Here is a 23,441-nt window from a genome sequence, read left to right as displayed (position 1 = left end):
CTTCTCCTTCAACCCCCTCTCCGCTCTGCGCTTCCTGGGGCTTTATGCGACATAGTGGTCAAGTCTGGGGGAGAGGGTTAAAGTTCACCGGCCTGGCCCTCTCCCCGTGGTACGCTTGCCTCTGTGGGAGGGGTGTATGAGTAAACGCGTGGCCGTAGTTGGAACCGGGTATGTGGGCCTCACCACCGCCCTAAGCCTCGCCTATATAGGGCACCGGGTGGTGGCCTTAGACCTGGACGAGGCCAAGGTCCGGGCCTTGAAGCAGGGCAATCCCCCCTTCTTTGAACCCCACCTGCCCGAGATGCTTTCCCTGGTGCGGGACCGGCTTTCCTTCACCACCCGCTACGAGGAGGCCATCCCCGGGGCCGAGGTGGTCTTCATCGCCGTGGGCACCCCGCCTTCCCCCGAGGGAAGCCCGGACCTCACCCAGGTCCAGGAAGCGGCCCGGGGCATCGGCCAGAACCTGGGAGAGGGGTTCACCGTGGTGGTCAACAAGTCCACGGTGCCCGTGGGAAGCGGCAACTACGTGGAGGCCCTGGTGCGCCGGGCCTTCCAGGAGGCCCACGGGGGCGAGGTGGACGGCCGCTTCGCCGTGGCCTCCAACCCCGAGTTTTTGCGGGAGGGGCAGGCCCTTTACGATAGCCTCTACCCGGACCGCATCGTGGTGGGGGCCGAGGACAGGAGGGCTTTGGAGGTCCTGCGGGAGCTCTACGAGCCCATCTTGGAGCAGAGCTTCCCCGCGCCCGCCTTTCTCCCCCGGCCCGAGCGGATGGGGGCGGTGCCCTTCCTCACCACGGGCCTGGCCTCGGCCGAGCTCATCAAGTACGGGGCCAACGCCTTCCTAGCCCTGAAGATCAGCTTCATCAACGAGCTTTCCGCCCTGGCGGAGCGGGTGGGGGCGGATATCCAGGATGTGGCCCGGGGGATCGGCCTGGACTCCCGGATCGGCCCCCGCTTCCTTCAGGCGGGCTTGGGCTGGGGGGGAAGCTGCTTCCCCAAGGACACCCTGGCCCTTCTCGCCATGGGGCGGGAGTACGGGCTTAAACTTTCCATCGTGGAGGCTGCCCGAGAGGTGAACAGGAGGCAAAGGGAGCGGGTGGTGGAGAAGCTCCTTTCCGAGCTCAAGGTGCTCAAAGGGCGGACCCTCGCCCTCTTGGGCCTCGCCTTCAAGCCCCATACCGACGACCTCCGGGAATCCCCCGCCCTGGAGCTCGCCCGGCTTCTCCTGGACCGGGGGGCCTTCGTGCGGGCCCACGACCCCGTGGCCCTCCCCCGGGCGAGGCGGGAAGTGGACCTTCCCCTGGAGTACGCCGAGACCCCGGAGGACCTCCTCAAGGGGGCGGACGCCGTGGTCCTGGCCACCGACTGGCCCGAGTACCGCACCTGGCCCTGGGGGGAGCTAAAGCCCCTCCTCCGAACCCCCCTGGTGGTGGACGCCCGCAACCACCTGGACGGGAAGGCCCTGGCCCGGCTCGGCTACCGCTACCTGGGGATGGGCGTGCCCGCTTTGGCCCCGGCCAAGGAGGTGGTGTAGTGCGGATCCTTCTCACCGGCGCGGCCGGCTTTCTGGGAAGCCACCTGGCGGAAAGGCTCCTAAGGGAAGGCCACGAGGTCCTGGGGGTGGACAACCTCTCCACGGGCCAAAGCCGGAACCTAGAGCGCCTTTTGGCCTACCCCGGCTTCACCTTCCTCAGGGCCGATGCCAGCAAGCCCTTGCGGGTAGAAGGGCCTTTGGACTGGGTGATGCACTTCGCCTCCCCCGCCTCCCCGCCCCGCTACCTCAGGCTTCCCCTAGAGACCCTTTTGGTGAACGCCGAGGGGACCCGGCACCTCCTGGACCTCGCCCGGGAGAAGGGCGCCGCCTTCTTCCTCGCCTCCACCAGCGAGGTCTACGGGGACCCCCTGGTCCACCCCCAGCCCGAGACCTACTGGGGCAACGTGAACCCCATCGGGCCCCGGAGCATCTACGACGAGGGGAAGCGCTACGCCGAGGCCCTCACCGTGGCCTACCACCGGGTGTATGGCCTCTCCACCCGTATTGTTCGCATATTCAACAGCGTCCTTGCGGACGAGTATCTCTTTTTCTTCAACGATGGCGAGGCCCATCTGGAAACGGCCCAAGCCTACGCCGAGCGGTTGGGCTTGGCCCCGGGGGTTCCCAGGGAAGTCCTGGTACCCGCTTTTGATCCGAACACCCTTCGGGTGGAGCTTAAGCGGGCCACGTACTTCATCGGACACCCGGTCCAGCGGGAGGCCTATGAGGTTCGCCTGCGCTATGGCCGCACCGTCAAGGTAACGGGGGACCATAGCCTCTTTGTCCGGGGCCCCGACGGAAGGCCTGTGGCCAAGCCTGTTCGGGAGCTTAAGCCAGGGGACTACGTGGCTGTGCCCGCCCGTCTCCCCGTTTTGGAGCGGGACCTCGAGGTCCTAGACCTTGCCCAAATCTTCGCCTCCCTAGACGGCTCTCCGCAGTGGCTGTGGCGCTGGGCGGTGCGCCATCCTTCCTTTTCCCACCGCATTGAGGCAGAAAGGGAGCGTATTCACGAGATCGCCCTAAGCCAGGGGCGTTTCCGGGGAGCCAACGCCCGCAACTCCGCCGTTTGCGCCACGAAGCGGTGGATGCGCCAAGGGCTTGTTCCCCTCGCCGTGCTCCAGGCCTTGGGCTGGGAGATACCCGACGGGGCGGAGTTTGGCCTCTATGGAGACTCCCACCTCTGGTTGCCCAACAGGGTGCGGGTGACAGATGACCTCCTGTGGCTTTTTGGCCTCTATCTGGCTGAGGGAGGGGCGTATGGGGACAAGCGCAGGTACTTCATCACCTTTTCCTCCGACGATGCCTTTATCAGGAGAGCCAAGGGCATCCTGGAAGCCCATTTCAAGGTAAGGGTGAGGTATGTCCCCCCCGCTCCCAACCGTGCTCCAGGGATTTACGTCCACTCCAAGGCCCTTTACATCCTTTTCGCCCGCGCTCTAGGGCTAAGGAAGCGGATTCCCCCCTGGGTTTTCCAGCTCCCCCTTTCCCGCCTGAAGCATTTTTTGGAGGGCTACCGTTGTGGGGACGGCACCCATAGCGGCAAGAAGCTGGGCAACGAGCTTGTGTTTGACACGGCCTCGGAGGAGATCGCCTATGGCCTCGTCTACCTTCTCCTCCGCTTCGGCATTGTGGCCAGCGTGGGCCGCTACGAGACCTGGGTGGGCAAAAAGCTTACCGCCACCAAGCGGTATCCTTTTTACCGGGTGACCGTGTGCGCTTTGGACAACTTTGACCTCCTCTCTTGGGACCAGGGGGTGCGTCAGAAGCTCAACGCCCGTAGGGAGGGGGATATCGTCTGGAGCCAGGTCAAGGAGGTTCGGCCCTGCCTTATCACGGCCACGGTCTACGATTTCTCCGTACCAGGGGCGGAAAACTTTGTCGCTGGAAACGGCGTTTTCTGCCACAACACCTACGGCCCCTTCATGGACCCCGAGGACGGCCGGGTGGTTTCCAGCTTCATCGTTCAGGCCCTGAAGGGGGAGCCCCTCACGGTCTATGGGGACGGGTCCCAGACCCGCTCCTTCTGCTACGTGGACGACCTCATTGAGGGCGTCCGGCGCCTCATGGAGGTGGACTACCCCTACCCGGTGAACCTGGGGAACCCGGAGGAGTACACGGTGCTGGAGCTCGCCCGCCTCGTCAAGGAGATCACCCACAGCCCCTCGGAGATCGTCTTCAAGCCCCTGCCTCAGGACGACCCCAAGCAGCGGAGGCCCGATATCTCCCTGGCCAGACGCCTTTTGGGCTGGGAGCCCCGGGTGCCGGTGCGCCAAGGGCTTGAAAGGACCGTCGCGCACTTTGCCAGTTTGGTGAAAAGATGAGCTTCTTGCCCCGCCTTTTCCGAGCGCGTCCCACCTGGCTCCAGTGGGCAGGGCGGGGGTTTTGGGCAGTGGTGGACCAGGCCCTTTTCGCCGGGACCAACTTCCTTGTAGGCATACTTTTGGCTCGCTGGCTGGAGCCCGCCGCCTACGGGGCCTTCTCCGTGGCCTACTCGGTCTTCCTCCTCCTTGGCACCCTACATACCGCCCTCTGGACCGAGCCCATGATGGTGTACGGCTCTGGGCGGTTCCGGGAGGCCTTCGTCGCCTACCAGCGGGTACTCATCGGCTACCACTGGCGCTTTGGGGTAGTTCTGGCTGTAGGTTTTCTCCTGGCCGCGACCGGGTTTGGGGCTGCGGGGCAGCGGGAGATGGCCCTGAGCTTTTTGGGCCTCGCCTTCGCGGCGCCGACGGTCCTTTACCTCTGGCTGGTGCGCCGGGGAGCCTACGTGCTCTTGGAGCCGCGGCTCGCGGCCTACGGCGGGGCCGCCTACTTGGCCTTGTACCTGGGCCTTGCCCTCCTCCTCCTGCGAGCAAGCTTCCTCAACGAGGCCACGGCCTTCCTCGCCATGGCCCTGGCTGCTCTCCTGGCGGCGGAGGGGATCCGCCTGCGCCTCGAGGCCGGGGCCGACCGGGCGGTGGACCCCGGGGAGATTCGGGAACTCCACTGGAGCTACGGGCGCTGGGCTCTTTTGGCGGGGGCGTTGTCGTGGGTTCCGGGCAATCTCCCCCTGGTTGCGCTTGGGGGGTTAAAGGGATTGGAGGCGGCCGCTGTGTTCCGTGCAGCCTATAACCTTTTCATGCCGGTCCTGCACTTTCAGACGGCCCTAAACGCCCTTTTTTTCCCCCTCATCGCTAGAGCGGTTCACCGGCAAGGCGAAGCGTATGCCCGGCGTTGGATTTGGAGGATAGTTCTAGTACATCTTGTGCCGGCAAGCGCCTATATTCTGCTTGGGCTTTTCGCTGGTCCCCTGACCCATTGGCTCTATGGAGGGCGCTATCCGGAGGTGGCAAGCTTGTTCCTTTGGATGCTTCCCTGGCCTATCTTTGCGGCCTTCTCCAATGCCTTGGAGGCATGGTTCCGTAGTCTAGAGCGTCCCCAGATCATAGCCAGGGCCTACGCCGTTTCGGCAGCCGTGACCATCTTGGGCCTAGCGGCTATAGGTCTTTGGGAGGTTCATGGGGCGGTCGGCCTCTTGCTCGCGGCCAAAGTCGCCTTGGTCCTGGTGCTCTCTCATAGGTGGGCCGATGGCTAGGGATTTCCGCGTCATCCTGGTGGGCCACGCCATCTCTCCCATCCGGGGTTCCGAGCCGGGGGTTACCTGGAACTGGGCCTGGGAGCTTTCCCAGCACGTACCGGTGGAAGTCTTTGCCTTTCCCCAATACCGCAAGGAAGTGGAGGAGCACCTAGCAGAGAACCCCAATCCGCGTTTGAAAATACGCTGGGTGACCCTTCGTGGGTTTGACCCCTGGCGCCCGGAGAAAGGGGAGCGGGGCATACGGCTCCACTATCTCTTGTGGTTGCGTGAAGCGTACAAGGTGATTCGTGAGCTTACTGCTAGCACGGACGGTCCTGTGGTGGTTCACCACGTAAGCTGGGGGAGCGTGAGCGCACCGCCCTCTATTCCCCAAGGGTTGGCCGCTGTCTGGGGTCCGGTAGGGGGAGGACAGGCGGCCCCATGGGCGTTTCGGGGGTTCTTTGGCCGGGAGTGGCTTGGGGAGGCGGTACGAGCCTTCCGGGTTAAGGCATTACCCTATCTGCCCTGGTGGCGTCAAGGGGTGGCCTCCGTTTCGCGTATCCTTGTCACCAATAGGGAGACAGAGGTGCTGCTCCGAAAGGCTGGGGCCCGTAACGTCCTTCCTTTCTTGGACTGCGGGACTCCAAAAGGGTTTGGCTTATCCAAGCCGCCTAACCCTAAGGGCGAAAGGGTCTCCCCCCTCCGACTCCTTTGGGCCGGCCGCTTGGAGGCCCGCAAGGCTCTTCCCCTGGCGTTGCGGGCTTTGGCCAGGCTCCAAGTTCCCGTGGAGCTTTGGGTGGCGGGGGACGGCCCCCTGCGGGCTGACTGGGAGGCAGAAGCTCGCCGGCTGGGATTGGAAGATCGGGTCCGCTTTTTCGGTCGAGTTCCCTGGGTTCAGATGCAGGAACTTTTTCGGAGCACAGACGCCTTTATCTTCACCAGTCTCCGTGACTCCTTTGGATGCGTCGTCCTCGAGGCCATGGCCTTTGGGCTTCCGGTCATCGTGCCAGACCACCAAGGTGTAGGCACATTCGTTCCGAACGAAGCTGGGATTAAGGTTCCCGTAACCACTCCGGAGGATACGATAGGAGGTTTTGCCCGGGCCATTGAACACATGGCTTTGGACCAGGAGGCGAGGAATAGGATGGCGCTTGCGGCTTGGCGCTTCGCCCAGGAAGAGCGCTGGGATAAGCGCGCCGAACGTATGTTGAACATTTACGAGGAGCTTTTGCACGATGCGCATTGCCATCTTTGACTACAAGGTCATCCCCACCAACCCCATCGGCTCCTGCCATCTCCGCATGATCCAGGGGCTTTGTAGGGAACACGATTTCACCGTCTTCGCGGTGGAGTTTGAAAACCCCTGCCCAGACCGGGTCCGCTTCGTCCGGGTACCGGCGCCCACCCGCCCCCTAGCCTTGCTTTTCCTGGCCTACCACCTGCTGGCGCCACTGGTGTACTTCCTGTATCGCCTACGCACTGGAGCCCGCTTTGACCTGGTGCAGATGGTAGAGAGCAACCTAAGCTTCGGTGACGTGGCTTACGTACACTTTTGCCACAGGGCTTACCTTAAACATCATTGGAAAGAGGCAGGGGCCAGGGGCCTGCGAGGGGTCTTGCGCTTCCTGGACCACTGGCTTCACGCCCTTGTAGAGCCTTGGGTTTTTCGCCGGGTCAAGCGCATCGTGGTGCCGTCCCAGGGGATTAAGCGGGAGCTAGAGGGGACGTACCCCGTCACAAGGGGCAAGATCACGGTCATACCTAACCCGGTGAATCTGGAACGCATAGCGCGTCCCCCGGGGTTTGATCGGGAGGGCTTCCGGCGCAAGCTGGGGGCGGGCCCCGAAGACGTGGTGCTGGTTTTTGTGGCCCTGGGGCACTTTGAGCACAAGGGGTTGCCCCTGGTTCTGGAAGCCTTGAGGCAACTTGGGGACAAGCGGGTTAAGCTGTGGGTCGTGGGAGGGGAGGCCGATCTGGTAGCCTTCTGGCAGGGCCGGGCTCGGGAAATGGGCCTGGAGGAACAGGCCCGCTTCCTTGGCATGCAACGCGACGTGCGTCCTTTTTTGTGGGGGGCGGATGCCTTTGTGTTTCCCTCCATCTATGAGACTTTTTCCCTGGTTTCTGCAGAAGCGGCCGCGGCGGGGCTTCCTTTAATCGTAACCCCTCTTTACGGCGTGGAAGAGTTCATGCGGGATGGGGAAACGGGGTTTGTGGTTCCAAGGGACTCTGACAAGCTTCAGGAAGCGATAGCAAAGCTAGCCACTCTGGAGGTAGAAAAACGAGTTACCATGGGAAAAATGGCTCGTGAAGCCGTTCGTGGTTACGGGATTAAAAGCTTTGTGGAGAATTGGCGCAGGTTCTATGGCTTTTAATGAGAAACGAGTTCTTCTTAAATCAGCGTCCGCAAAGCGTACAGAAGGCCAGCGCGTTTTCGCTCTTGTTGTTCTAGTTTTACTGGCTTTTTTCCGTTGGCTTCCGGGAGGCGACCCTTTGAATCCCACAACGGGCGTGCGGGCCTTTGTGGAAGTGGGGTTTCTAGGTCTGGCTATTCTTCTTGCCTTATTTTGGTGGCCTCGGCGTTTGAGTTTTGCCCTAGTTAAAGGGTGGTGGCTACTTTTGCCGGCGTTTTGGGCTGGGTTGTCCACCCTATGGTCACCCAACCCTTTGCTAACACTGGCCAAGGCTGGAGAACTTCTTCTCGTTCATCTACTGGCCCTCGTGATTTCGCAAGGCTCATTGACCCTTACCGATTGGCTAAAAAGAACACAGGTGTCTTTACTGCTTATTCTCCTTTTAGGCTTTGGCCTAAACGTGGCCTACTATGGAACTCCTTTTTACTATGGTCCACCCTTAGGCGGTTTCTTCGCTGGAGAGTCCGACCGCCCCAGGCTAACCCTTGCGGCGGATCACCCCCTCGTTGTGGGCCACCTATTTGCCCTCTTGCTATTTGTAAGCGCAGCCTTGCTAAGGGGGAAGGGATGGTTCTCCTCCGGAGGACTCATAATGCTCTCCGTTTGGGGTCTTTTTGCTACGCAGGCCCGAGCATCTATCGTAGCTACGGGAGCCGCCTTGATGTGGTGGGTCCTGCGCGTTTTGGGCAAACGCCTGGGGCGCCTAAGGATTCTTCTAGAGACGGCCGTGGTAATGGCGGCTCTAGGCATAGCCGCCACCTTATTTCCCGAAGCCGTAGACGCCGCCTCCAAGTACGCTCCCGATGTGTACACGTTGAACGGACGAATCCCCCTATGGCAGGCAACCGTGGAAGCACTATTTGCTGATTTTGCCCTTCTTTTCTTGGGGACGGGGTTTGAAGCTACCCGCTACTTAACTTTTGACTTAGCCTATTGGAATCCGGGCCACACCCATAACGGATTTCTTGAAATCATTGCTGGACTTGGCCTTCCTGGCCTGCTTTTTTATCTGCCACTCATTGTTTTTGTGGTTAGAAGTATGTGGCGTCCATCCATTGCTTCCGCATTAAGCTTTTACATTTTGTTTATGGCCGTGTTCAACCCTGTCTTTCAGCCCGGAATGGTTTGGTTCTTAATTTTGACAACGCTCTCAATGGAAAAGAAGGGAGCCGTTCATGCGTATTTTCAAGATGCACACATACTACCAACAGCGCGGCGGTGAGGACGAGAGCTTCGCCGCCGAGGTGGCCCTCTTGCGCGAGCGGGGGCACGAGGTGCTGGCGCTCACCTTCCACAACCAGGAGCTGGACCGCATGCCCCCCTGGCGCCAGGGGCTCGTGACCTTATGGAACCAGGAGGCCTACCGGAGGGTGCGGGAGGCCGTCCGCCAGCACCGCCCGGACCTGGTGCACGTCCACAACACCTTTCCCCTTGCCTCCCCCGCCGTGGTCCACGCCGCCAAGGCCGAGGGGGTGCCGGTGGTGATGACCCTCCGCAACTACCGCCTCCTTTGCGTGAACGCCCTCTTCTTCCGAGAAGGCAGGGTGTGCGAGGACTGCCTGGGGCGCCTGCCCTGGCGGGGGGTGGTCCGGGGGTGCTACCGGGGGAGCCCCTTGGCCTCGGGGGTGGTGGCGGCCATGCTTACGACCCACCGGGCCCTTGGCACCTGGGCGCGCGGGGTGGACGTGTACATCGCCCTCACCGAGTTCGCACGGCGGAAGTTCATGGAAGGGGGGCTTCCGGCGGAGAAGATCGTGGTGAAGCCCAACTTCGTCCACCCGGATCCCGGAGCAGGAGAGGGCAGGGGCGGGTACGCGCTTTTCGTGGGGCGCTTGTCGCCGGAGAAGGGGGTCAGGACGCTTCTTCAGGCTTGGGTGCGGCTTCAAGGGAAGGTACCGCTCAAAGTGGTAGGGGATGGCCCACTGGCTGGAGAGGTGCGCCAGGCGGTGAAGTCCCTTGCCGGGATGGAGTGGCTAGGACGGCGGAACCCAGACGAGGTCTACGCCCTGATGCGGGACGCGGCGTTTTTGGTCTTCCCTTCCGAGTGGTACGAGACGTTTGGGCGGGTAGCCATAGAGGCTTTTGCCTCAGGAACGCCAGTTCTTGCAGCCAATATTGGGGCCGTTGCCGAAGTCACGGATCATGGCCGCACCGGTCTCCTCTTCCGCCCCGGCGACCCCGAAGACCTGGCCAGCAAGGTAGAATGGCTACTGACCCACCCAGGTGAACTGGCCCGCATGCGCCGGGAAGCCCGGGCGGAGTACGAGGCCAAGTACACGGCGGAACGCAACTATCAGCTGCTTATGGAAATCTACGGGCAGGCCCTGGAAGCCGGGCATCGGCGCCGGGGTTAAAAACCCGGGGGTGCCTGGTTTTCGGGTGTAAGCTTAGCTGATGAGTGCCGTGTTGGAGTCTCAATCCCCTCCTGTCCACCGGCGGATCCTGGGCATGCGGGTGGACGCCACCAGCTACGAGGAAGCCACCCGGCGCGTGCTGGCTTGGGCGAGGGGGGGAGAGAGCCGGTACGTGTGCGTGGCCAACGTGCACATGGTCATGGAGGCCTACGACGATTCCGGATACAGGGCCCTGGTGAACGCGGCTGACCTGGTGACTCCGGACGGGATGCCCTTGGTCTGGGTGCTTCGCCGGCTTGGGGTGCGAGGACAGGAGCGGGTCTACGGCCCCGAGCTTACCTTGAGGGTGTGCGCGGCGGCGGCCCGGGAAGGGATTCCGGTGGGGTTTTACGGGGGGGCGCCCGAGGTTTTGGAGAAACTTGTGGAGAAGCTTAAGGCCAGATTTCCTGGCCTACGGGTGGCCTACGCTTATAGTCCTCCCTTCCGCTCCCTGACGCCCGAGGAGGACGCGCGTATCGTGGAGGCCATCAACGCCTCCGGGGCCCGGATTCTCTTCGTGGGGTTGGGCTGCCCCAAGCAGGAGCGTTGGATGGCGGAGCATAGGGGAAGGGTGAAGGCTGTGATGCTTGGGGTGGGGGCAGCGTTTGATTTTCACGCGGGCCGTGTGCTGCAGGCACCGGCCTGGATGCAGCGTTTGGGACTGGAGTGGTTCTTTAGGCTATTGATGGAGCCCAAACGTCTTTGGCGGAGGTACGCCAAGCACAACCCCCGGTTTGTGGTGCTGGCAGCGTTGCAGCTTCTTGGGCTTCGTCGCTTTGAGGGGGCATAGGGTTATGAAGAAAGCCTTGATTACAGGGATCACGGGGCAGGACGGCTCTTACCTGGCCGAGCTTCTCTTGCAGAAGGGTTACGAGGTGCACGGGATTATCCGGCGGGCTTCCACCTTCAACACCGACCGGATTGACCACCTCTACAAGGACCCACACGATCCGGAGGCGCGGCTTTTCCTGCATTACGGGGACCTAACGGACGGAACCGGACTCCGGCGCATTCTGGAGAAGGTGCAGCCCGATGAGGTCTACAACCTGGGGGCCCAGTCCCACGTCAAGGTTTCCTTTGAGCAGCCCGAGTACACCGCAGACGTGGTGGCCACAGGTACGTTACGGCTTCTGGAGGCCCTGCGCGACTACATTAAGGTGTCTGGAAAGGAGGTTCGCATTTACCAGGCGGGGTCTTCAGAGATGTTTGGGGCCTCGCCCCCTCCGCAGAATGAGAAGACGCCCTTCTACCCCCGGAGCCCTTACGCCGCCGCCAAGGTGGCGGCGTACTGGTATGCGGTGAACTACCGCGAGGCGTACGGCATGTTCATCTGTAACGGCATTCTGTTTAACCATGAGTCTCCCCGCCGCGGCGAGACCTTTGTCACCCGCAAGATCACCCGGGCGGTGGGGCGGATCAAGATGGGCCTCCAGGAAAAGCTTTATCTGGGGAACCTCGAGGCCAAGCGGGACTGGGGGTACGCTGGGGATTACGTGGAGGCCATGTGGCTCATGCTCCAGCAGTCTGAACCGGATGATTACGTGATCGCCACGGGCGAATCCCACTCGGTTCGGGAGTTTTTGGAGGAGGCCTTTGGCTACGTGGGCCTGGACTGGCGCCGTTACGTGGAGGTGGATCCCCGGTACTTCCGCCCCACCGAGGTGGACCACCTCCAGGGCGACGCCACCAAGGCCCGGGCGAAGCTGGGGTGGCGGCCCAAGGTGTCCTTTAAGGAGCTGGTGCGGATGATGGTGGACCACGACCTGGAGCTCGCCCGCCAGGAAAAGACCCTGAAGGACGCGGGGCACGCGGTGATGCTGCGGGGGTTAATCAGCGATGGATAAGGGGAGCAAGATCTACGTGGCGGGGCACCGGGGCCTGGTGGGCTCGGCGATCCTGCGCAAGCTTAGGGCCGAAGGCTACACCAACCTTGTCACCCGCACCCGCCAGGAGCTGGACCTTCGGGACCAGGCCGCCGTCAACCGCTTCTTTGAGGAGGAGCGCCCCGAGTACGTCTTCCTGGCGGCGGCCAAAGTGGGGGGGATTCTGGCCAACAGCACCTACCCGGCGGACTTCATCCGCGACAACCTCCTGATCCAGACCCACGTCATAGACGCCGCCTACCGCTACGGGGTGAAGAAGCTCCTCTTCCTGGGGTCTTCCTGCATCTACCCCAAGTACGCCCCCCAGCCCCTAAAGGAGGGGTACCTCCTTACGGGGCCCTTGGAGCCCACTAACGAACCCTACGCCGTGGCCAAGATCGCCGGGATCAAGATGTGCCAGGCCTACCGGCGCCAGTACGGGTTCAACGCCATCAGCCTCATGCCCACCAACCTCTACGGCCCGGGGGACAACTTTGACCTGACCACCTCCCACGTCCTGCCCGCCCTGATCCGGAAGTTCCACGAGGCCAAGGAGGAGGGGAGAAAGGAAGTGGTGGTCTGGGGCACGGGCACCCCGAGGCGGGAGTTCTTGCACGTGGACGACCTGGCCGACGCCGCCCTCTTCCTGATGGAGCACTACGAGTCGGAGGAAATCATCAACGTGGGCGTGGGCGAGGACATCAGCATCCGGGAGCTGGCCGAGCTCATCGCCCGAATCGTGGGGTTTGAAGGGGAGATCGTTTACGACACCACCAAGCCCGACGGCACCCCCAGGAAGCTTTTGGACACGAGCCGCCTCTTCGCCCTCGGGTGGCGGCCCAAGATCCCCTTGGAGGAGGGGATCCGCCAGACCTACCGCTGGTTCTTGGAACACCGGGCGGAGGTGCGGGGGTAGGGGATGGTCAGGGTGGAGGCGCAAGGCCGGGTGAAGGTGGTGCACAGGGGAGGGGTGTTCTGGGCGGTTTTAGGCCTTCTTGTGGCGGATCTTTTGGCCCTCGAGGCCTCCCTCCTTTTGGGGTGGGGCTCGAGGGGGGTGCTTTCCGCCCTGTTCCCGGCCAAGGTGCCCCTGGCCGCCTTGGGCTCCGTGGCCCTGGCCCTCCTTTGCTTTCCCGTGGGCTACTTTTTGGCGGGGCTCTACCCCGGCTTTGGCCTCGCCCCCGTGGAGCGCGTTCGGCGCAAGGTCCAGGTGACCTTCCTGATGTTTTTGGCCCTGGTGGCCTGGGAGTGGCTCTTCTTCCGGGAGGGGTGGTCCCGGGGGGTCTTGGCCTTCGCCCTGGGGTACGCCCTGGTCCTGGTGCCCCTTTTCGCCGCCTTGGCCCGGGAGGTCCTGGTGCGCCTTGGGGTTTGGGGCGTGCCCGTTCTCATCCTGGGGGCGGCGAGGACTGGGGCCCTGGTGGCCCGAAGCCTAAAGCGGGAAAAGGCCTTGGGCCTTAAGCCCCTGGGGTTTTTGGACGACGACCCCGCCAAGCAGGGCCAGGAGGTGGAGGGGCTTCCCGTGCTGGGCCCTTTGGAGGAGGCTTCCGCCTGGGCCCGGCGGGGGGTGCGGGTGGCGGTGCTGGCCATGCCGGGGGTGGGGCGGGAGCGGCTTGCGGCCCTTTTAGAGGGCCTTCCCTTTCCCCAGGTGATCCTGGTGCCCGACCTTTTGGGCCTGCAAAGCCTCTGGGTTTCCAGCCGGGATTTGGGCGGGGTCTTGGCTTTGGAGGTGAAGAAAAACCTCCTGCTCCGGCGGAACCGCTTCCTCAAGCGGGCTTTGGACTACCTCCTGGGGGTGCCCCTCTTCCTCTTCAGCCTCCCGGTTATCGGCCTTTTCGCCCTCTGGATCAAGCGGGTTAGCCCGGGCCCCGCCTTCTATGTCCAGGAGCGGGAGGGGCTTGGGGGGAGGATGATTCGGGTGTGGAAGCTCCGCACCATGTACCCCGACGCCGAGGCCCGCCTGGAGCGCTACCTGGAGGAAAACCCCGAGGCCAAGGCGGAGTGGGAGCGGTTCTTCAAGCTCAAAAACGACCCCCGGGTCCTCCCCGGGGTGGGGCATATCCTGCGCCGCACCAGCCTGGACGAGCTTCCCCAGCTCTTTAACGTCCTCAAGGGGGAGATGAGCCTGGTGGGGCCGAGGCCTTTTCCCCGCTACCACCTGGAGAAGTTTTCCCCGGAGTTCCGGAGGCTTCGCCAAAGCGTCCTTCCGGGGCTTACGGGGCTATGGCAGGTCTCGGCCAGGAGCGAGGGGGACCTCGAGGTCCAGGAGGCCCTGGACACCTACTACATCCGCAACTGGTCCCCTTGGCTGGACCTCTACATCCTGGCCCGCACCTTCTGGGTGGTGCTCACCCGAAAGGGAGCCTACTGAAGATATACTGGCCCCGTTATGGTGGAGACCCCGGGAGACGAGCTTTCTCTTAGGGATGTTTTAGAAATCCTCAAGCGGCAAAAAGCCCTTATCCTCACCCTTCCCCTGGTCTTCGGGGTGGCGGCGCTGATCTACGGCTTCTTCCTGGCCGAGCCCCGGTATGCCTCCACCGCCACGGTGAACGTGGCCCCGGTCCAGGTGCAGGCCCAGCTGGAGCAGAGGATCCAGATCCAGGGGCAGAACGTGGTGACCTTTGAGGGCTTAAGGGCCCTGGCCTTCTCCGAGGAGGTCACCCGGGAGGTGTGGGAGGCCCTGCGGAAAGAGGGGAGGCTTCCCACCCGCTGGCAGGACCAGGGGAACACCCCGGGCTTGGAGCGCATGGTGAAGGATTTCCGCATCAAGAACGAGTCCCCCAGGCAGCCCACGGTCCCCCAGGGGCAGGTGCCCCCGGTGGTGGCCTCCCTCACCGTGGAGGCCCCCACCCCCGAGGTGGCGGCCCGGGCGGCGAACCTCTGGGCGGAGGCGGTGACCCGAAGGGTCAACGAGATCCCCCTTGCCCGGCTCCGGGCGAACCTAGAGGCCCTGGAAGAGCAGCTCGCCCCGGCGGAGCGCGCTTACCGGGAGGCCCAGGCCCGCTGGGAAGCCTTCCAACGGGCGAGCACCCTGGCCCAGGACAGGGCGGAGCTGGACGCCAAGACCGGCGAACGGGTGAGCCTGGACCAGGAGCTTTCGGGATTGGAGCGGGACCTTGCGGCGCTAGGGGGTAGGATAAAGGCCCTTCAGGCCGAGGCCAGCCGCCAGGCCAAGCTGGTCCCCATCGGCACGAGCCCTGAGCAACTGGCCATCCTAAATAAGCGCCTCGAGGAGGCCAAGCGGGCCCTCCAGGCGGAGACCGAGCGGGCGAGGCAGGCCTACGCCCAGGCTGCTCAGGCTCTGGAGCGGTTCAAACAGCGGGAGCGCCTGGCAGAGTGGCAGGGAGAAAGGGACCGCTTGGCGGGTCGGCTCGCCGAGGTGGGGGTTCGCCTGGCCCAGATCGCCACGGAAAGGGCTTCCCGGGAGGCGCGGCTTAAGGAGGTGGAGGCCGCTTTGGCCCAGGAGCCTAAGGTTCTGGAGGTCCTTAAAGAGGTGGTGGCCGACCCCACGGTGGCGGCGGCGGTGGCCCGGGGGGACCTCTCCGCCCTGGCTGGCCTTAGGCTTCGCACCCAGGAGGTAAACCCCGCCTACCAGCCCCTCCTGGCTCAGGCGGTAAGCCTCCGGAGCGAAATAGCCGCCCTGCAGGCGGAGGAGGCGGGGTTGCGGGAAGAGCAGAACCGGATTGCCACCCGCCTGGAAACCCTCCGCGCCCAGATCGCCGCCCAGGAAAGGGAAAAGGAGGCCCTCACCCTGGAGTACAACACCAAGAAAGCGGCCTACGAGACCTTCCGCGCCCGCTACGACCAGATCGCAAACCTAAGCGGGACGGACCTCGCCTTTGACAACCCCAACCCCGAGTACCAGCGCCTCCGCTCAGGCCTTATAGACGCCCAAGCGGAGGAGGCGAGGCTCCTTGCCCGGAAGGCGGCCCTCGAGGCCCGCCTCGCCCAGGTGGAAGCCCGCATCCAGACCCTGAGGGAGCGGGTGGCCAAGGCCCAGGTGGAGCAGGACCAGGTGAACCAGGCCTTGGAGCTCGCCAAGAACGCCTACCTGGCCCTCACCCAGAAGAAGACCGATTTGCAGATTGAGTTGGCAAGCTCCCAGAATAGCCTGGCCCAGGTGATCGCCCCCGCCTACCCCGTCTACGAGAAGGTGGCCCCCAAGCGGGGGCTCATCTTCGCCCTGGCGGTGGCCCTGGGGCTCATGCTGGGGGTGATGGGGGCCTTTGTGGCGGAGGCCTTAAGGCCCAGGGAGCCTTCCGCCCAGGTTTAAGCGAGGGGAACCCTCAGGCCAAAACCCATCTCGTGCAGAAGACGGTAGATGGGGTAAAGGGAAAGCCGCTTCCCCAGCTCCCGCTCCACCCAGTCGGCCCGGTCCACAGGCCCCCATCGGGAGGAGGGCCCTTGAGGGCTTCCAGAACTCTCTCCTGCTTTTCAGGGGTGAGCTTGGGCTTCTGTCCCAGGTTCTGGTGCCGCCGGTCCTTCAGGGCCTTGGGACCGCCCTGGTTATAGCGCCGTACGGTCTGCCGCACCCAGCGGGGGGTGTTCAGGGTGATCTTGGCGATCTCCTCGGCGGTGAGGCTCCGCTTGGCGTGGTAGACGGCCAGGAAACGCATCCTCTCTATCGGATCCTTGGCCTTCTTGACCCTCCGTCAGAGCTCGTTCAGGGTCAGGTGGTCGGCGACGGTTATGGGGGCAGGAAAGGGTATGACCCGCTTCCGGGCCTTCTGGAACCTAAAGGCCAAAAGGGAAGTCTCCCAGGCCGACCTGGACCGCCTCCTGGGGCGCCGCCCCGCCCCCAAGGGCCTGGACCCCCTGACCATGGACCGGATCCTCCGCCTCCTGGGGGAGGGAGGAAGCTTTACGGTAGAGGAGGTGGCAGAGGTCTTGGGGCTTTCCCGGGTCACCGCCTGGCGCTACCTGGAGGCCCTCCGCCGGAAGGGGGGGGTCCGGGCCGAGCCCCTCTACAGGGGGGCGGGGCGCCCCTCCCGGGTTTACCGCCTGGGTTAGGGCCTCTTCCTCGCTTTGCCGCTGGGCCTTCCCACCCACCGAAACCGCCCCGGGGAGGGGGGCCGTGGTGACCGCCCTTGGCACCTGCCCCTAGCCCGACGGGCCCATGGGGGAGCGGGCCGCCCGCCTCTCCCACGGCCTCGTCGCACGCACCCGTAGGCCCGCCCACTCCCAAGGACCCGTCATCTTCTTCGCCCAAAGGCCCGTCCTGGGCGGAGGGGCTTCCTTAGGGCCTTTCGCTAGCGGGCGGTCCAGCCCAGGTCTATGGGGAAGACCGCCCCCGTGATGGCCCCCGCCTTCTCCGAGGCCAGGAAAAGGCAGAGCTCCGCCACCTCCTCGGGCTCCACGAGGCGCTTGATGGCCGCCTGGGCCAGGAAGACCTTTTCCACCACCTCCTCCTTGGGGATCCCCAGGGTTTTGGCCTGGTCCTGGACCTGGTTTTCCACCAGGGGGGTGCGCACGTAAGCGGGGGCGATGGCGTTGACGGTGACGCCATGGGGGCCGGCCTCGAGGGCCACCGTCTTGGTGAGGCCGATGAGGCCGTGCTTGGCGGCGATGTAGGCCGACTTGAAGGGGCTTGCCACCAGGCCGTGGATGCTGGCGATGTTGACGATGCGGCCGAAGCCCCTTCCCTTCATCCCGGGGAGGAGGGCTTGGATGAGCTGGAAGGGGGCGGTGAGCATCACCTGGAGCATCTTTTGCCAGACCTCCAAAGGGAAATCCTCCACGGGGGCGATGTGCTGGAAGCCGGCGTTGTTCACCAGGACGTCCACGCCCATGGCCGCCGCCTCCTTGCCCAGGGCCTCCACCGCCTTGGGGTCGGCGAGGTCCGCCTGGAGGAAGACCCCGGAAAGCTCCTCCGCCAAGGAGCGGGCGTCTTGCGCATCGTGCACCAAGACCTTGGCCCCCTCCCGGGCGAAGGCCCGGGCGATGGCCCGCCCGATGCCGCTTGCCGCGCCGGTGACCAGGACTACATGCCCTTTCATCGCCGCCGCACCCCCGTGAGGGCCCGGACCCGCTCGGGGTCTTCCCGGAGCTCGGCCGCAGGGCCCGCATGGACCACCCGGCCGTCGTCCAAGACGTAAACCCGGTCTGCAAGGCCTAAGGCCAGGTGGGCGTTTTGCTCCGCAAGGAGGAGGGACACGCCCTCCCGCTTCAGTGCCTTGAGCACCTCGGCCACCTGCCGCACCACCAAGGGGGCGAGGCCTTGGGAGGGTTCATCCAAAAGTAGGAGGCGGGGGTTGAGGAGGAGGGCGCGGGCGATGGCCAGCATCTCCTGCTCCCCCCCGGAAAGCTGCCGGCCCAGGTGGTGCCGCCTCTCCTCCAGCCTGGGGAAGAGGGTGTAGATGCGCCTTAGGTCAAAGGGCCCGGGCCGCTTGCCTGCGCTCAGGCGCAGGTTCTCCTCTACGGTGAGGTAGGGGAAGACCCGCCGCCCCTCGGGCACATAGCCCACCCCCAGGAGGGCGAGGCGGTGGGGCGGGGTATGGGTGGTTTCCCGGCCGAAAACCAGGATCCGACCCCGCCTCGGGGGGAGGAGGCCCATGGCCGTGCGCAAGGTGGTGGTTTTGCCCGCCCCGTTCCGCCCGAGGAGGGCCACGAGCTCCCCTTCCCCCACCTCCAGGCTTACCCCGTGGAGGATGTGGCTTTGGCCGTAGTAGGCGCCCACTTCCCGTAGCTCTAAGGCCTTCATCCCCGCACCACCTCCCCGAGGTAGGCGGCCTGGACCCGCTCGTCGGCGGCGATGGCCTCTGGGGTCCCCTCGGCCAGCACCTCCCCCAGGTGGAGGACCGTGACCCGCTCCGCCAGGCCGAAGACCACCTCCATGTCGTGCTCGATGAAGAGCAGGGTGATCCCCTCCTCCCGGTGCAGCACCTTGAGGAGCTCCACCGTCCGCCACGTTTCCTCGTCGCTCATCCCGGCGGTGGGCTCGTCCAAGAGGAGGAGCCTGGCTCCCAGGGAAAGGGCAAGCCCTACCTCCACGATCCGCTGGTCCCCGTGGGCGAGCTCCCCTACGGTCCGCTGGGCTTTTTCCTCGAGGCCAAGCCGCTCCAGGAGAGCTTGGATCCTTTCCTCCACCGCCAGCCTGTCCTTCCGCCTAAGCCAAGGATAGGGGGAAAGCCCCCGGGCGGCCTCGAGGGCGATCTGGAGGTTCTCCTTTACCGTGAGGTTAGGGAAGACCTGGGGCACCTGGAAGGTGCGGGAAAGCCCCAGGCGCACCCGCTTTTCCGGGGGAAGGTGGGTCACCTCCCGGCCGAAGAGGAAAACCCGCCCCCGGTCGGGCCGCAGGGCCCCCGAGAGGAGGGCGAAGAGGGTGGTCTTGCCCGCCCCGTTGGGGCCGATGACCGCGTGGACGCTCCCCTCGGCCACCTCGAGGCTCACCCCGTTCACCGCAAGGAGGCGGCCGAAAGCCTTGGTGAGGTGTTCCGCTGCAAGCGCCTTCCTCATGCCTTCCTCCTGGTAAGCCCCGCCACCCCTCCGGGGAAGAAGAGGACGGCGAGGATGAAGAGGGCCCCAAGAAAGAGCATCCACTCCGCGGTGTAGGAGCTCAGGACCTCCTCCAGCAGGCGGAAAAGAGCGGCCCCCACCAGGGGTCCGAAGAACACCCAACGCCCGCCCAAGAAGGCCATCATCACGAGCTCCCCCGAGGTAGTCCAGTGGAGCATGGAGGGCTGGGCGAAGTTGATCTGCATGGCGAGGAGGGCCCCCGCGGTCCCCACCACCGTCCCCGAGAGGGCGAAAGCACCCCAAAGGTACCGCTCCGCTCTTAGCCCCAAGAAGCGGGCCCGGACGGGGTTTTCCCGTAGGGCCAGAAAGGCCCGGCCCAGAGGGGAGTGCACCAGCCGGAAGAGGAGGTAGGCCCAAAGGAGGAAGACCCCGAGGACGAAGTAGTAGTAGGCCTCGCTGGAGGAAAGGTCCAGGGGGAACCCCGGAAGGTGCAGGGGCTGGCGCAGGAAGCCCCGCAGGCCGTCGTCCCCGCCGGTGACCTCGTTCCACTGGAAGGCCAGGAAGTAGAAGAGCTGGCTGAAGACGATGGTGAAGGTGGCGAAGTAGATGCCTTTGAGCCGGGTGACGAGAAGGCCCAAGAGGGCGGCCGCTCCTCCTGCGAGCAGGGTGCCGAGGAGGAGGGCCAAAGGGGTGCTCGGGGCGAGGTGTTTTAGGGTAAGCCCTGCCCCGTAGGCCCCCAGGCCCAAGAAGGCGGCGTGGCCGAAGGAAACCTGGCCGGCATAGCCCATCAGGAGGTTGAGCCCCATGGCGGCAAGGCCCCAGATGAGGATGTAGCTCCCCAGGGCCGCGTAGCTCCCCACCCCCTTGAGGAGCCAGGGGAGGGCGAGGAGAAGTACGAGGAAAAGGGCAAGGGAAAGGACCCTAGACCTCATTCGAAGAACCCCTCCTTTCCGAAAAGCCCCCTGGGCCTCACCAGGAGGACCAGGGCCAGGATCACGTAGACGGCGAACTCGCTGGCCGCCGCGGCGAACTGGCCGGCAAGCCCGGAGGCCATCCCCACCAGCAGCCCTCCCAGGTAGCTACCCCCGAGGCTTCCCACCCCGCCCAGGATCAGGGCCACGAAGCTCGGCATGAGAAGGCTGGTGCCCATGGCGGGGGAAAGCCCGAGCTGCCCCGCCGCCAAAACCCCGGCGAGCCCCGCCAGGTAGGCCCCTAGGGCGAAGGCCAGGGTGGAAAGCCGTCCCACGTCCGTGCCCAGGGCGCTTAGGATCTCCCGGTCCTGGGCCCCGGCCCGGAGGTAGAGGCCCAGCCGGGTGTAGCGGAGGAGGAGGAACACAAGGAGGCCGGCGAGGAGGGCGAGGGCGATCACGAGGACGCGGTAGCGGGTGAGGAAGAAGAAGGGGGTGCCGGGAAAGAGGGGGCTTCCCAGGGCCTCGGGGATGCGGAAGGGCACCCCCACCGGGCCGAAGACCAGCCGGATGACCTCCTCCAGGACCAGGGCCAGGCCGAAGGTGAGGAGGAGGCTTTCCAAGGGGTCGCGCCGGTAGAGGGGGCGGAGGAGGGTGGCCTCGAGGGCCACCGCCAAAAGGGCAAGCCCCAGGGGGGCGAGGAGAAGGGCCCAGTAGAAGCCCCAAAGCCCCGAGAGGACGTAGCCCAGGTAGGCCCCCACCACCAGGAACCCCCCGTGGGCAAGGTTGATGATCCGCGTGAGGGAAAGGATTAGGGCCAGGCCCAAGGCGAGGAGGGCGTAGAAGGCCCCACTCACCAGGCCGTTTAGGAGTTGGAGAAGGAGGAGCTCCATATTAGGAGGGGTAGACAATGCGGCAACCCGTCTTCCCGGGTGGCGGGGCCGCCTCCTCCCCGGGAACCACCCGCACCACCTCGAAGAGGTCGTCCGGGTCCTGGCCCTGGCGGACGTAGCCCACGAAGACCCCGGTCATGAGCTGGTGGTCCTCCTTGCGGTAGTAGACCCGCCCGGGCTGGAGGGCCACGCTCCGGGGGAGTTCCAGGCCCTCCAGGGCCTGGGCCACCTTGACGGCGTCCAGGCTGTTGGCCTTCCTTATGGCCAGGGCCAGGCTCCAGATGGCGGCGTAGCCGAACCAGCTCCGGGCCGTGGGGACCTTGCGGTAGCGGCGGCGGTAGCGATCCACGAAGGCCTTGACCTCGGGGACGTTGGGCTGGATCCAGTACCACTCAAAGGTCCACCAACCGATTCGGGCCTCCTTGGGCAGGGCGACGATGTTTTCCCACTCCTGAAGCCCTCCGGCGATGGCCATCTGCTTGTCCAGGCCGAACTGGACGATCTGCTTAAGGATGGCCACGGAGTCGTCCCCCGCCTGGAAGGTGAGGAGGACGTCGGGCTTGGCCCGGGCCGCCTTGAGGAGGACGGCGGAGTAGTCGGAGGTGCCCAGGGGTACCCGGTCTGCTCCCAAGACCCGGCCCCCGAGCCGCTCCACCACCTGGGTGAAGGACTCCTGCAAGGACCAGCCGTAGGCATAGTCGGGGGTGATGATGTACCAGTTCTTGCCAAAGCGCTCTGCCAGGAGGCGGCCGATGGCGTTGGCCTCCATGGTGGCGCTCGTGGGGATGCGGAAGGTGTTCCAGCGGCAGCTCTTTCCCGTGATGTCGTCCGCGTGGCCGCCGGTAACGATGTGGACCATCTTGTACTCGGCCGCGGTTTGGCTTAGGGCCAGGGAAACCCCACTGGAGACCTCGCCCAAGGAGAACTGGATCCGGTCCCGCTCCACCAGTTTGCGGAGCTTCTGCACCCCCACATCGGTCTTGGTGGCGGAGTCCTCAGCGAGCAGTTCCAGCCTCCGCCCCAAGACCCCGCCCTGCACGTTCACGTCGTCCACCGCCATGCGGGCCCCCTCGAGCTCGTTGCGGCCCAGGGCGGCGTAGACCCCGGAGAAGGGGCCCACATACCCCACCCGGATGGTCTCCCGCGGCTGGGCCTGGCCGCTTAGGGCGAGCACCGCCGAGCCAAAGCCGAGCTTCAAAACCCCTCTACGCGTGAGCCGGTACCTGAGCATCCCTACCTCCCCATGACCACCACCGCCCGGCCTACGATCTCACCCCTGTCCAGGCGCCGGTAGGCCAGGTCGGCCTCTTCCAAGGTGAACCTTTCCGTGACTTCCGCGCCCACCCCAAGGCTTCCCACCTGGGCCAGCTTGAGGAGGGTGGGCATGTCCCTTCGGGGCTTGGCCCCGTAGGAACCGAGGATCTTAAGCTTCCGCCGGACGAGCCGGGTGATCTCCACCCCGGCCTCCACGCCGCTTGGGGCGATGCCCACGGGCACCATCCGCCCCCCATCCCGGAGGAGGCTGAGGGCCAGGCGGAAGGTCTCGGGCCGGCCCAAGGCCTCAAAGGCCACGTCCACCCCGCGTCCTTCCGTGAGCGCCCGCACCCCCTCCTGGGCTTCCTCCGGGGTGAAGGCGTGGCTTGCCCCCAGGGCTTTAGCCTTTTGGAGCTTTTCCGGGCGCAGGTCAATGGCCACCACGGGATAGGCACCGAAGGCCCGGGCGAGCTGGACGATCCCCAGGCCCACCCCTCCGGTGGCCACCACGGCCACGCTCTCCCCTCCCTCTAGTCCCGCGGTGCGCACGGCCCCAAGGGCGGTGAAAAGGGCGCATCCCAGGATGGCGGCCTCTTCCAGGGGAAGCCCCTCCGGCAAGGGGAATACATCCGTGGCCGGCACCACGGCGTACTCCGCCAGGCCACCCATGGAGTACATCCAAAGGGGGCTCCCGTCCTTGCGGAAGAGGCGGGTGGTGCCGTCGTAGAGGACCCCTTTTAGGCGGTTAAAGGCGAAGAAGCGCTCGCAGAGGTCTTCTTCCCCGCGCACGCAGTAGTAGCAGGTGCCGCAGGGCATGATGAAGCTGGCCACCACCCGTTGCCCTTCCTTTAGGCCCTCCACCCCGGGGCCTAGCGCGGCCACGGTGCCGGAGATCTCGTGGCCCAGGACGCAGGGGGTAGGGAAGGCCACCTCCCCCTTGATCACGTGGAGGTCGGTGTGGCACACCCCGCAGGCGGCCACCTTCACCAGGACCTCCCCCGCCTTGGGTTCGGGGATTGGAACCTCCTCCACGCGGAGGGGGCTTCCCACCCCTTCCAGGACGGCTGCCCGCATCACCACCGCTCCACCACCACCTTCCTTTGGGTGCAGAAGAGGAAGGCATCGGGCCCGTGGGGGTGGAGGTCGCCGAAGAAGGAGTCCTTCCAGCCGGAGAAGGG

21 protein-coding genes and 1 pseudogene are annotated in these 23,441 nt (G+C 65.0%); 13 read left to right on the top strand and 9 right to left on the bottom strand.

Annotated features, from left to right (window positions below; all coding sequences use genetic code 11):
- Positions 1–136 precede the first annotated feature (136 nt).
- The 12 genes from IEX93_RS09570 to IEX93_RS09515 all read left to right on the top strand — a co-directional run bounded on the left by IEX93_RS09570 (position 137) and on the right by IEX93_RS09515 (position 16,026).
- Entirely contained in the window at positions 137–1,534 is a 1,398-nt protein-coding gene (locus IEX93_RS09570; RefSeq protein WP_188847981.1) for a UDP-glucose dehydrogenase family protein, read from the top strand.
- Positions 1,534–3,855 (top strand): NAD-dependent epimerase/dehydratase family protein, encoded by a 2,322-nt coding sequence (locus IEX93_RS09565; RefSeq protein WP_188847980.1) that lies wholly within the window; start codon positions 1,534–1,536, stop codon positions 3,853–3,855. The genes IEX93_RS09570 and IEX93_RS09565 overlap by 1 nt, the downstream gene beginning before the upstream one ends.
- Before the next feature lie 161 nt (positions 3,856–4,016).
- On the top strand, positions 4,017–5,108 hold the full coding sequence (locus tag IEX93_RS09560) for a lipopolysaccharide biosynthesis protein (protein WP_188847979.1): 1,092 nt from the start codon (positions 4,017–4,019) through the stop codon (positions 5,106–5,108).
- Positions 5,032–6,345 carry a glycosyltransferase family 4 protein gene (locus IEX93_RS11640; protein ID WP_308789425.1) on the top strand — a complete coding sequence of 438 codons (1,314 nt, stop codon included), beginning with the start codon at positions 5,032–5,034 and terminating at the stop codon, positions 6,343–6,345. The genes IEX93_RS09560 and IEX93_RS11640 overlap by 77 nt, the downstream gene beginning before the upstream one ends.
- Positions 6,326–7,462: a glycosyltransferase family 4 protein gene (locus tag IEX93_RS09550; protein ID WP_188847977.1), complete on the top strand. Its 1,137-nt coding sequence runs from the start codon at positions 6,326–6,328 to the stop codon at positions 7,460–7,462. The genes IEX93_RS11640 and IEX93_RS09550 overlap by 20 nt, the downstream gene beginning before the upstream one ends.
- On the top strand, positions 7,395–8,723 hold the full coding sequence (locus IEX93_RS09545; RefSeq protein WP_188847976.1) for an O-antigen ligase family protein: 1,329 nt from the start codon (positions 7,395–7,397) through the stop codon (positions 8,721–8,723). The genes IEX93_RS09550 and IEX93_RS09545 overlap by 68 nt, the downstream gene beginning before the upstream one ends.
- Entirely contained in the window at positions 8,677–9,855 is a 1,179-nt protein-coding gene (locus IEX93_RS09540) for a glycosyltransferase (RefSeq protein WP_188847975.1), read from the top strand. The genes IEX93_RS09545 and IEX93_RS09540 overlap by 47 nt, the downstream gene beginning before the upstream one ends.
- Before the next feature lie 40 nt (positions 9,856–9,895).
- Positions 9,896–10,684 (top strand): WecB/TagA/CpsF family glycosyltransferase, encoded by a 789-nt coding sequence (locus IEX93_RS09535; RefSeq protein WP_188847974.1) that lies wholly within the window; start codon positions 9,896–9,898, stop codon positions 10,682–10,684.
- A gap of 4 nt (positions 10,685–10,688) precedes the next feature.
- Positions 10,689–11,738, top strand: coding sequence for a GDP-mannose 4,6-dehydratase (gene gmd, locus IEX93_RS09530; RefSeq protein ID WP_188847973.1), 1,050 nt, complete (start codon positions 10,689–10,691; stop codon positions 11,736–11,738).
- Positions 11,731–12,672 (top strand): GDP-L-fucose synthase, encoded by a 942-nt coding sequence (gene fcl / locus IEX93_RS09525; protein WP_188847972.1) that lies wholly within the window; start codon positions 11,731–11,733, stop codon positions 12,670–12,672. The genes gmd and fcl overlap by 8 nt, the downstream gene beginning before the upstream one ends.
- Before the next feature lie 3 nt (positions 12,673–12,675).
- On the top strand, positions 12,676–14,121 hold the full coding sequence (gene wbaP / locus IEX93_RS09520) for an undecaprenyl-phosphate galactose phosphotransferase WbaP (protein WP_188847971.1): 1,446 nt from the start codon (positions 12,676–12,678) through the stop codon (positions 14,119–14,121).
- 18 nt (positions 14,122–14,139) lie between these two features.
- A complete protein-coding gene (locus IEX93_RS09515; RefSeq protein ID WP_188847970.1) occupies positions 14,140–16,026 on the top strand; it encodes a Wzz/FepE/Etk N-terminal domain-containing protein in 1,887 nt (628 codons plus the stop codon).
- Here the strand turns inward: IEX93_RS09515 and IEX93_RS11635 are convergent.
- Positions 16,023–16,115, bottom strand: a complete 93-nt coding sequence (locus IEX93_RS11635; protein WP_229906155.1) for a helix-turn-helix domain-containing protein — start codon at positions 16,113–16,115, stop codon at positions 16,023–16,025. The genes IEX93_RS09515 and IEX93_RS11635 overlap by 4 nt on opposite strands.
- Positions 16,116–16,183: 68 nt before the next feature.
- Positions 16,184–16,369 (bottom strand): annotated as a pseudogene (locus IEX93_RS11630) (helix-turn-helix domain-containing protein); the annotation flags it as partial.
- A gap of 91 nt (positions 16,370–16,460) precedes the next feature.
- Here IEX93_RS11630 and IEX93_RS09505 point away from each other — a divergent pair.
- Positions 16,461–16,763 carry a FaeA/PapI family transcriptional regulator gene (locus IEX93_RS09505; protein WP_229906154.1) on the top strand — a complete coding sequence of 101 codons (303 nt, stop codon included), beginning with the start codon at positions 16,461–16,463 and terminating at the stop codon, positions 16,761–16,763.
- Positions 16,764–17,002: 239 nt separating this feature from the next.
- On the opposite strand, the gene IEX93_RS09500 is transcribed toward IEX93_RS09505, so the two are convergent.
- The 7 genes from IEX93_RS09500 to IEX93_RS09470 are packed head-to-tail and all read right to left on the bottom strand — an operon-like array spanning position 17,003 to position 23,337.
- Complete coding sequence (locus IEX93_RS09500; RefSeq protein WP_188847968.1) at positions 17,003–17,749, bottom strand: 3-hydroxybutyrate dehydrogenase; 747 nt, start codon at positions 17,747–17,749, stop codon at positions 17,003–17,005.
- Positions 17,746–18,453: an ABC transporter ATP-binding protein gene (locus IEX93_RS09495; protein ID WP_188847967.1), complete on the bottom strand. Its 708-nt coding sequence runs from the start codon at positions 18,451–18,453 to the stop codon at positions 17,746–17,748. The genes IEX93_RS09500 and IEX93_RS09495 overlap by 4 nt, the downstream gene beginning before the upstream one ends.
- Positions 18,450–19,208, bottom strand: coding sequence for an ABC transporter ATP-binding protein (locus IEX93_RS09490; RefSeq protein WP_188847966.1), 759 nt, complete (start codon positions 19,206–19,208; stop codon positions 18,450–18,452). The genes IEX93_RS09495 and IEX93_RS09490 overlap by 4 nt, the downstream gene beginning before the upstream one ends.
- The gene (locus IEX93_RS09485) at positions 19,205–20,140 is read right to left on the bottom strand and encodes a branched-chain amino acid ABC transporter permease (protein WP_188847965.1); all 936 of its coding nucleotides are present in this window, start codon (positions 20,138–20,140) and stop codon (positions 19,205–19,207) included. Before IEX93_RS09485 ends, IEX93_RS09490 begins: the two co-directional genes overlap by 4 nt.
- Positions 20,137–21,009 (bottom strand): branched-chain amino acid ABC transporter permease, encoded by an 873-nt coding sequence (locus tag IEX93_RS09480; RefSeq protein ID WP_188847964.1) that lies wholly within the window; start codon positions 21,007–21,009, stop codon positions 20,137–20,139. The genes IEX93_RS09485 and IEX93_RS09480 overlap by 4 nt, the downstream gene beginning before the upstream one ends.
- Position 21,010: 1 nt before the next feature.
- Positions 21,011–22,240 (bottom strand): ABC transporter substrate-binding protein, encoded by a 1,230-nt coding sequence (locus IEX93_RS09475; protein WP_188847963.1) that lies wholly within the window; start codon positions 22,238–22,240, stop codon positions 21,011–21,013.
- Between the two features lie 2 nt (positions 22,241–22,242).
- Entirely contained in the window at positions 22,243–23,337 is a 1,095-nt protein-coding gene (locus tag IEX93_RS09470) for a zinc-binding dehydrogenase (protein ID WP_188847962.1), read from the bottom strand.
- Between the last annotated feature and the right edge of the window lie 104 nt (positions 23,338–23,441).

The organism is Thermus composti, assembly GCF_014647535.1.
In the GTDB taxonomy this organism is placed as follows: domain Bacteria; phylum Deinococcota; class Deinococci; order Deinococcales; family Thermaceae; genus Thermus; species Thermus composti.
The sequence above is the reverse complement of the archived record's forward strand: the minus strand, read 5'-3'. Positions and strand labels throughout refer to the sequence as shown.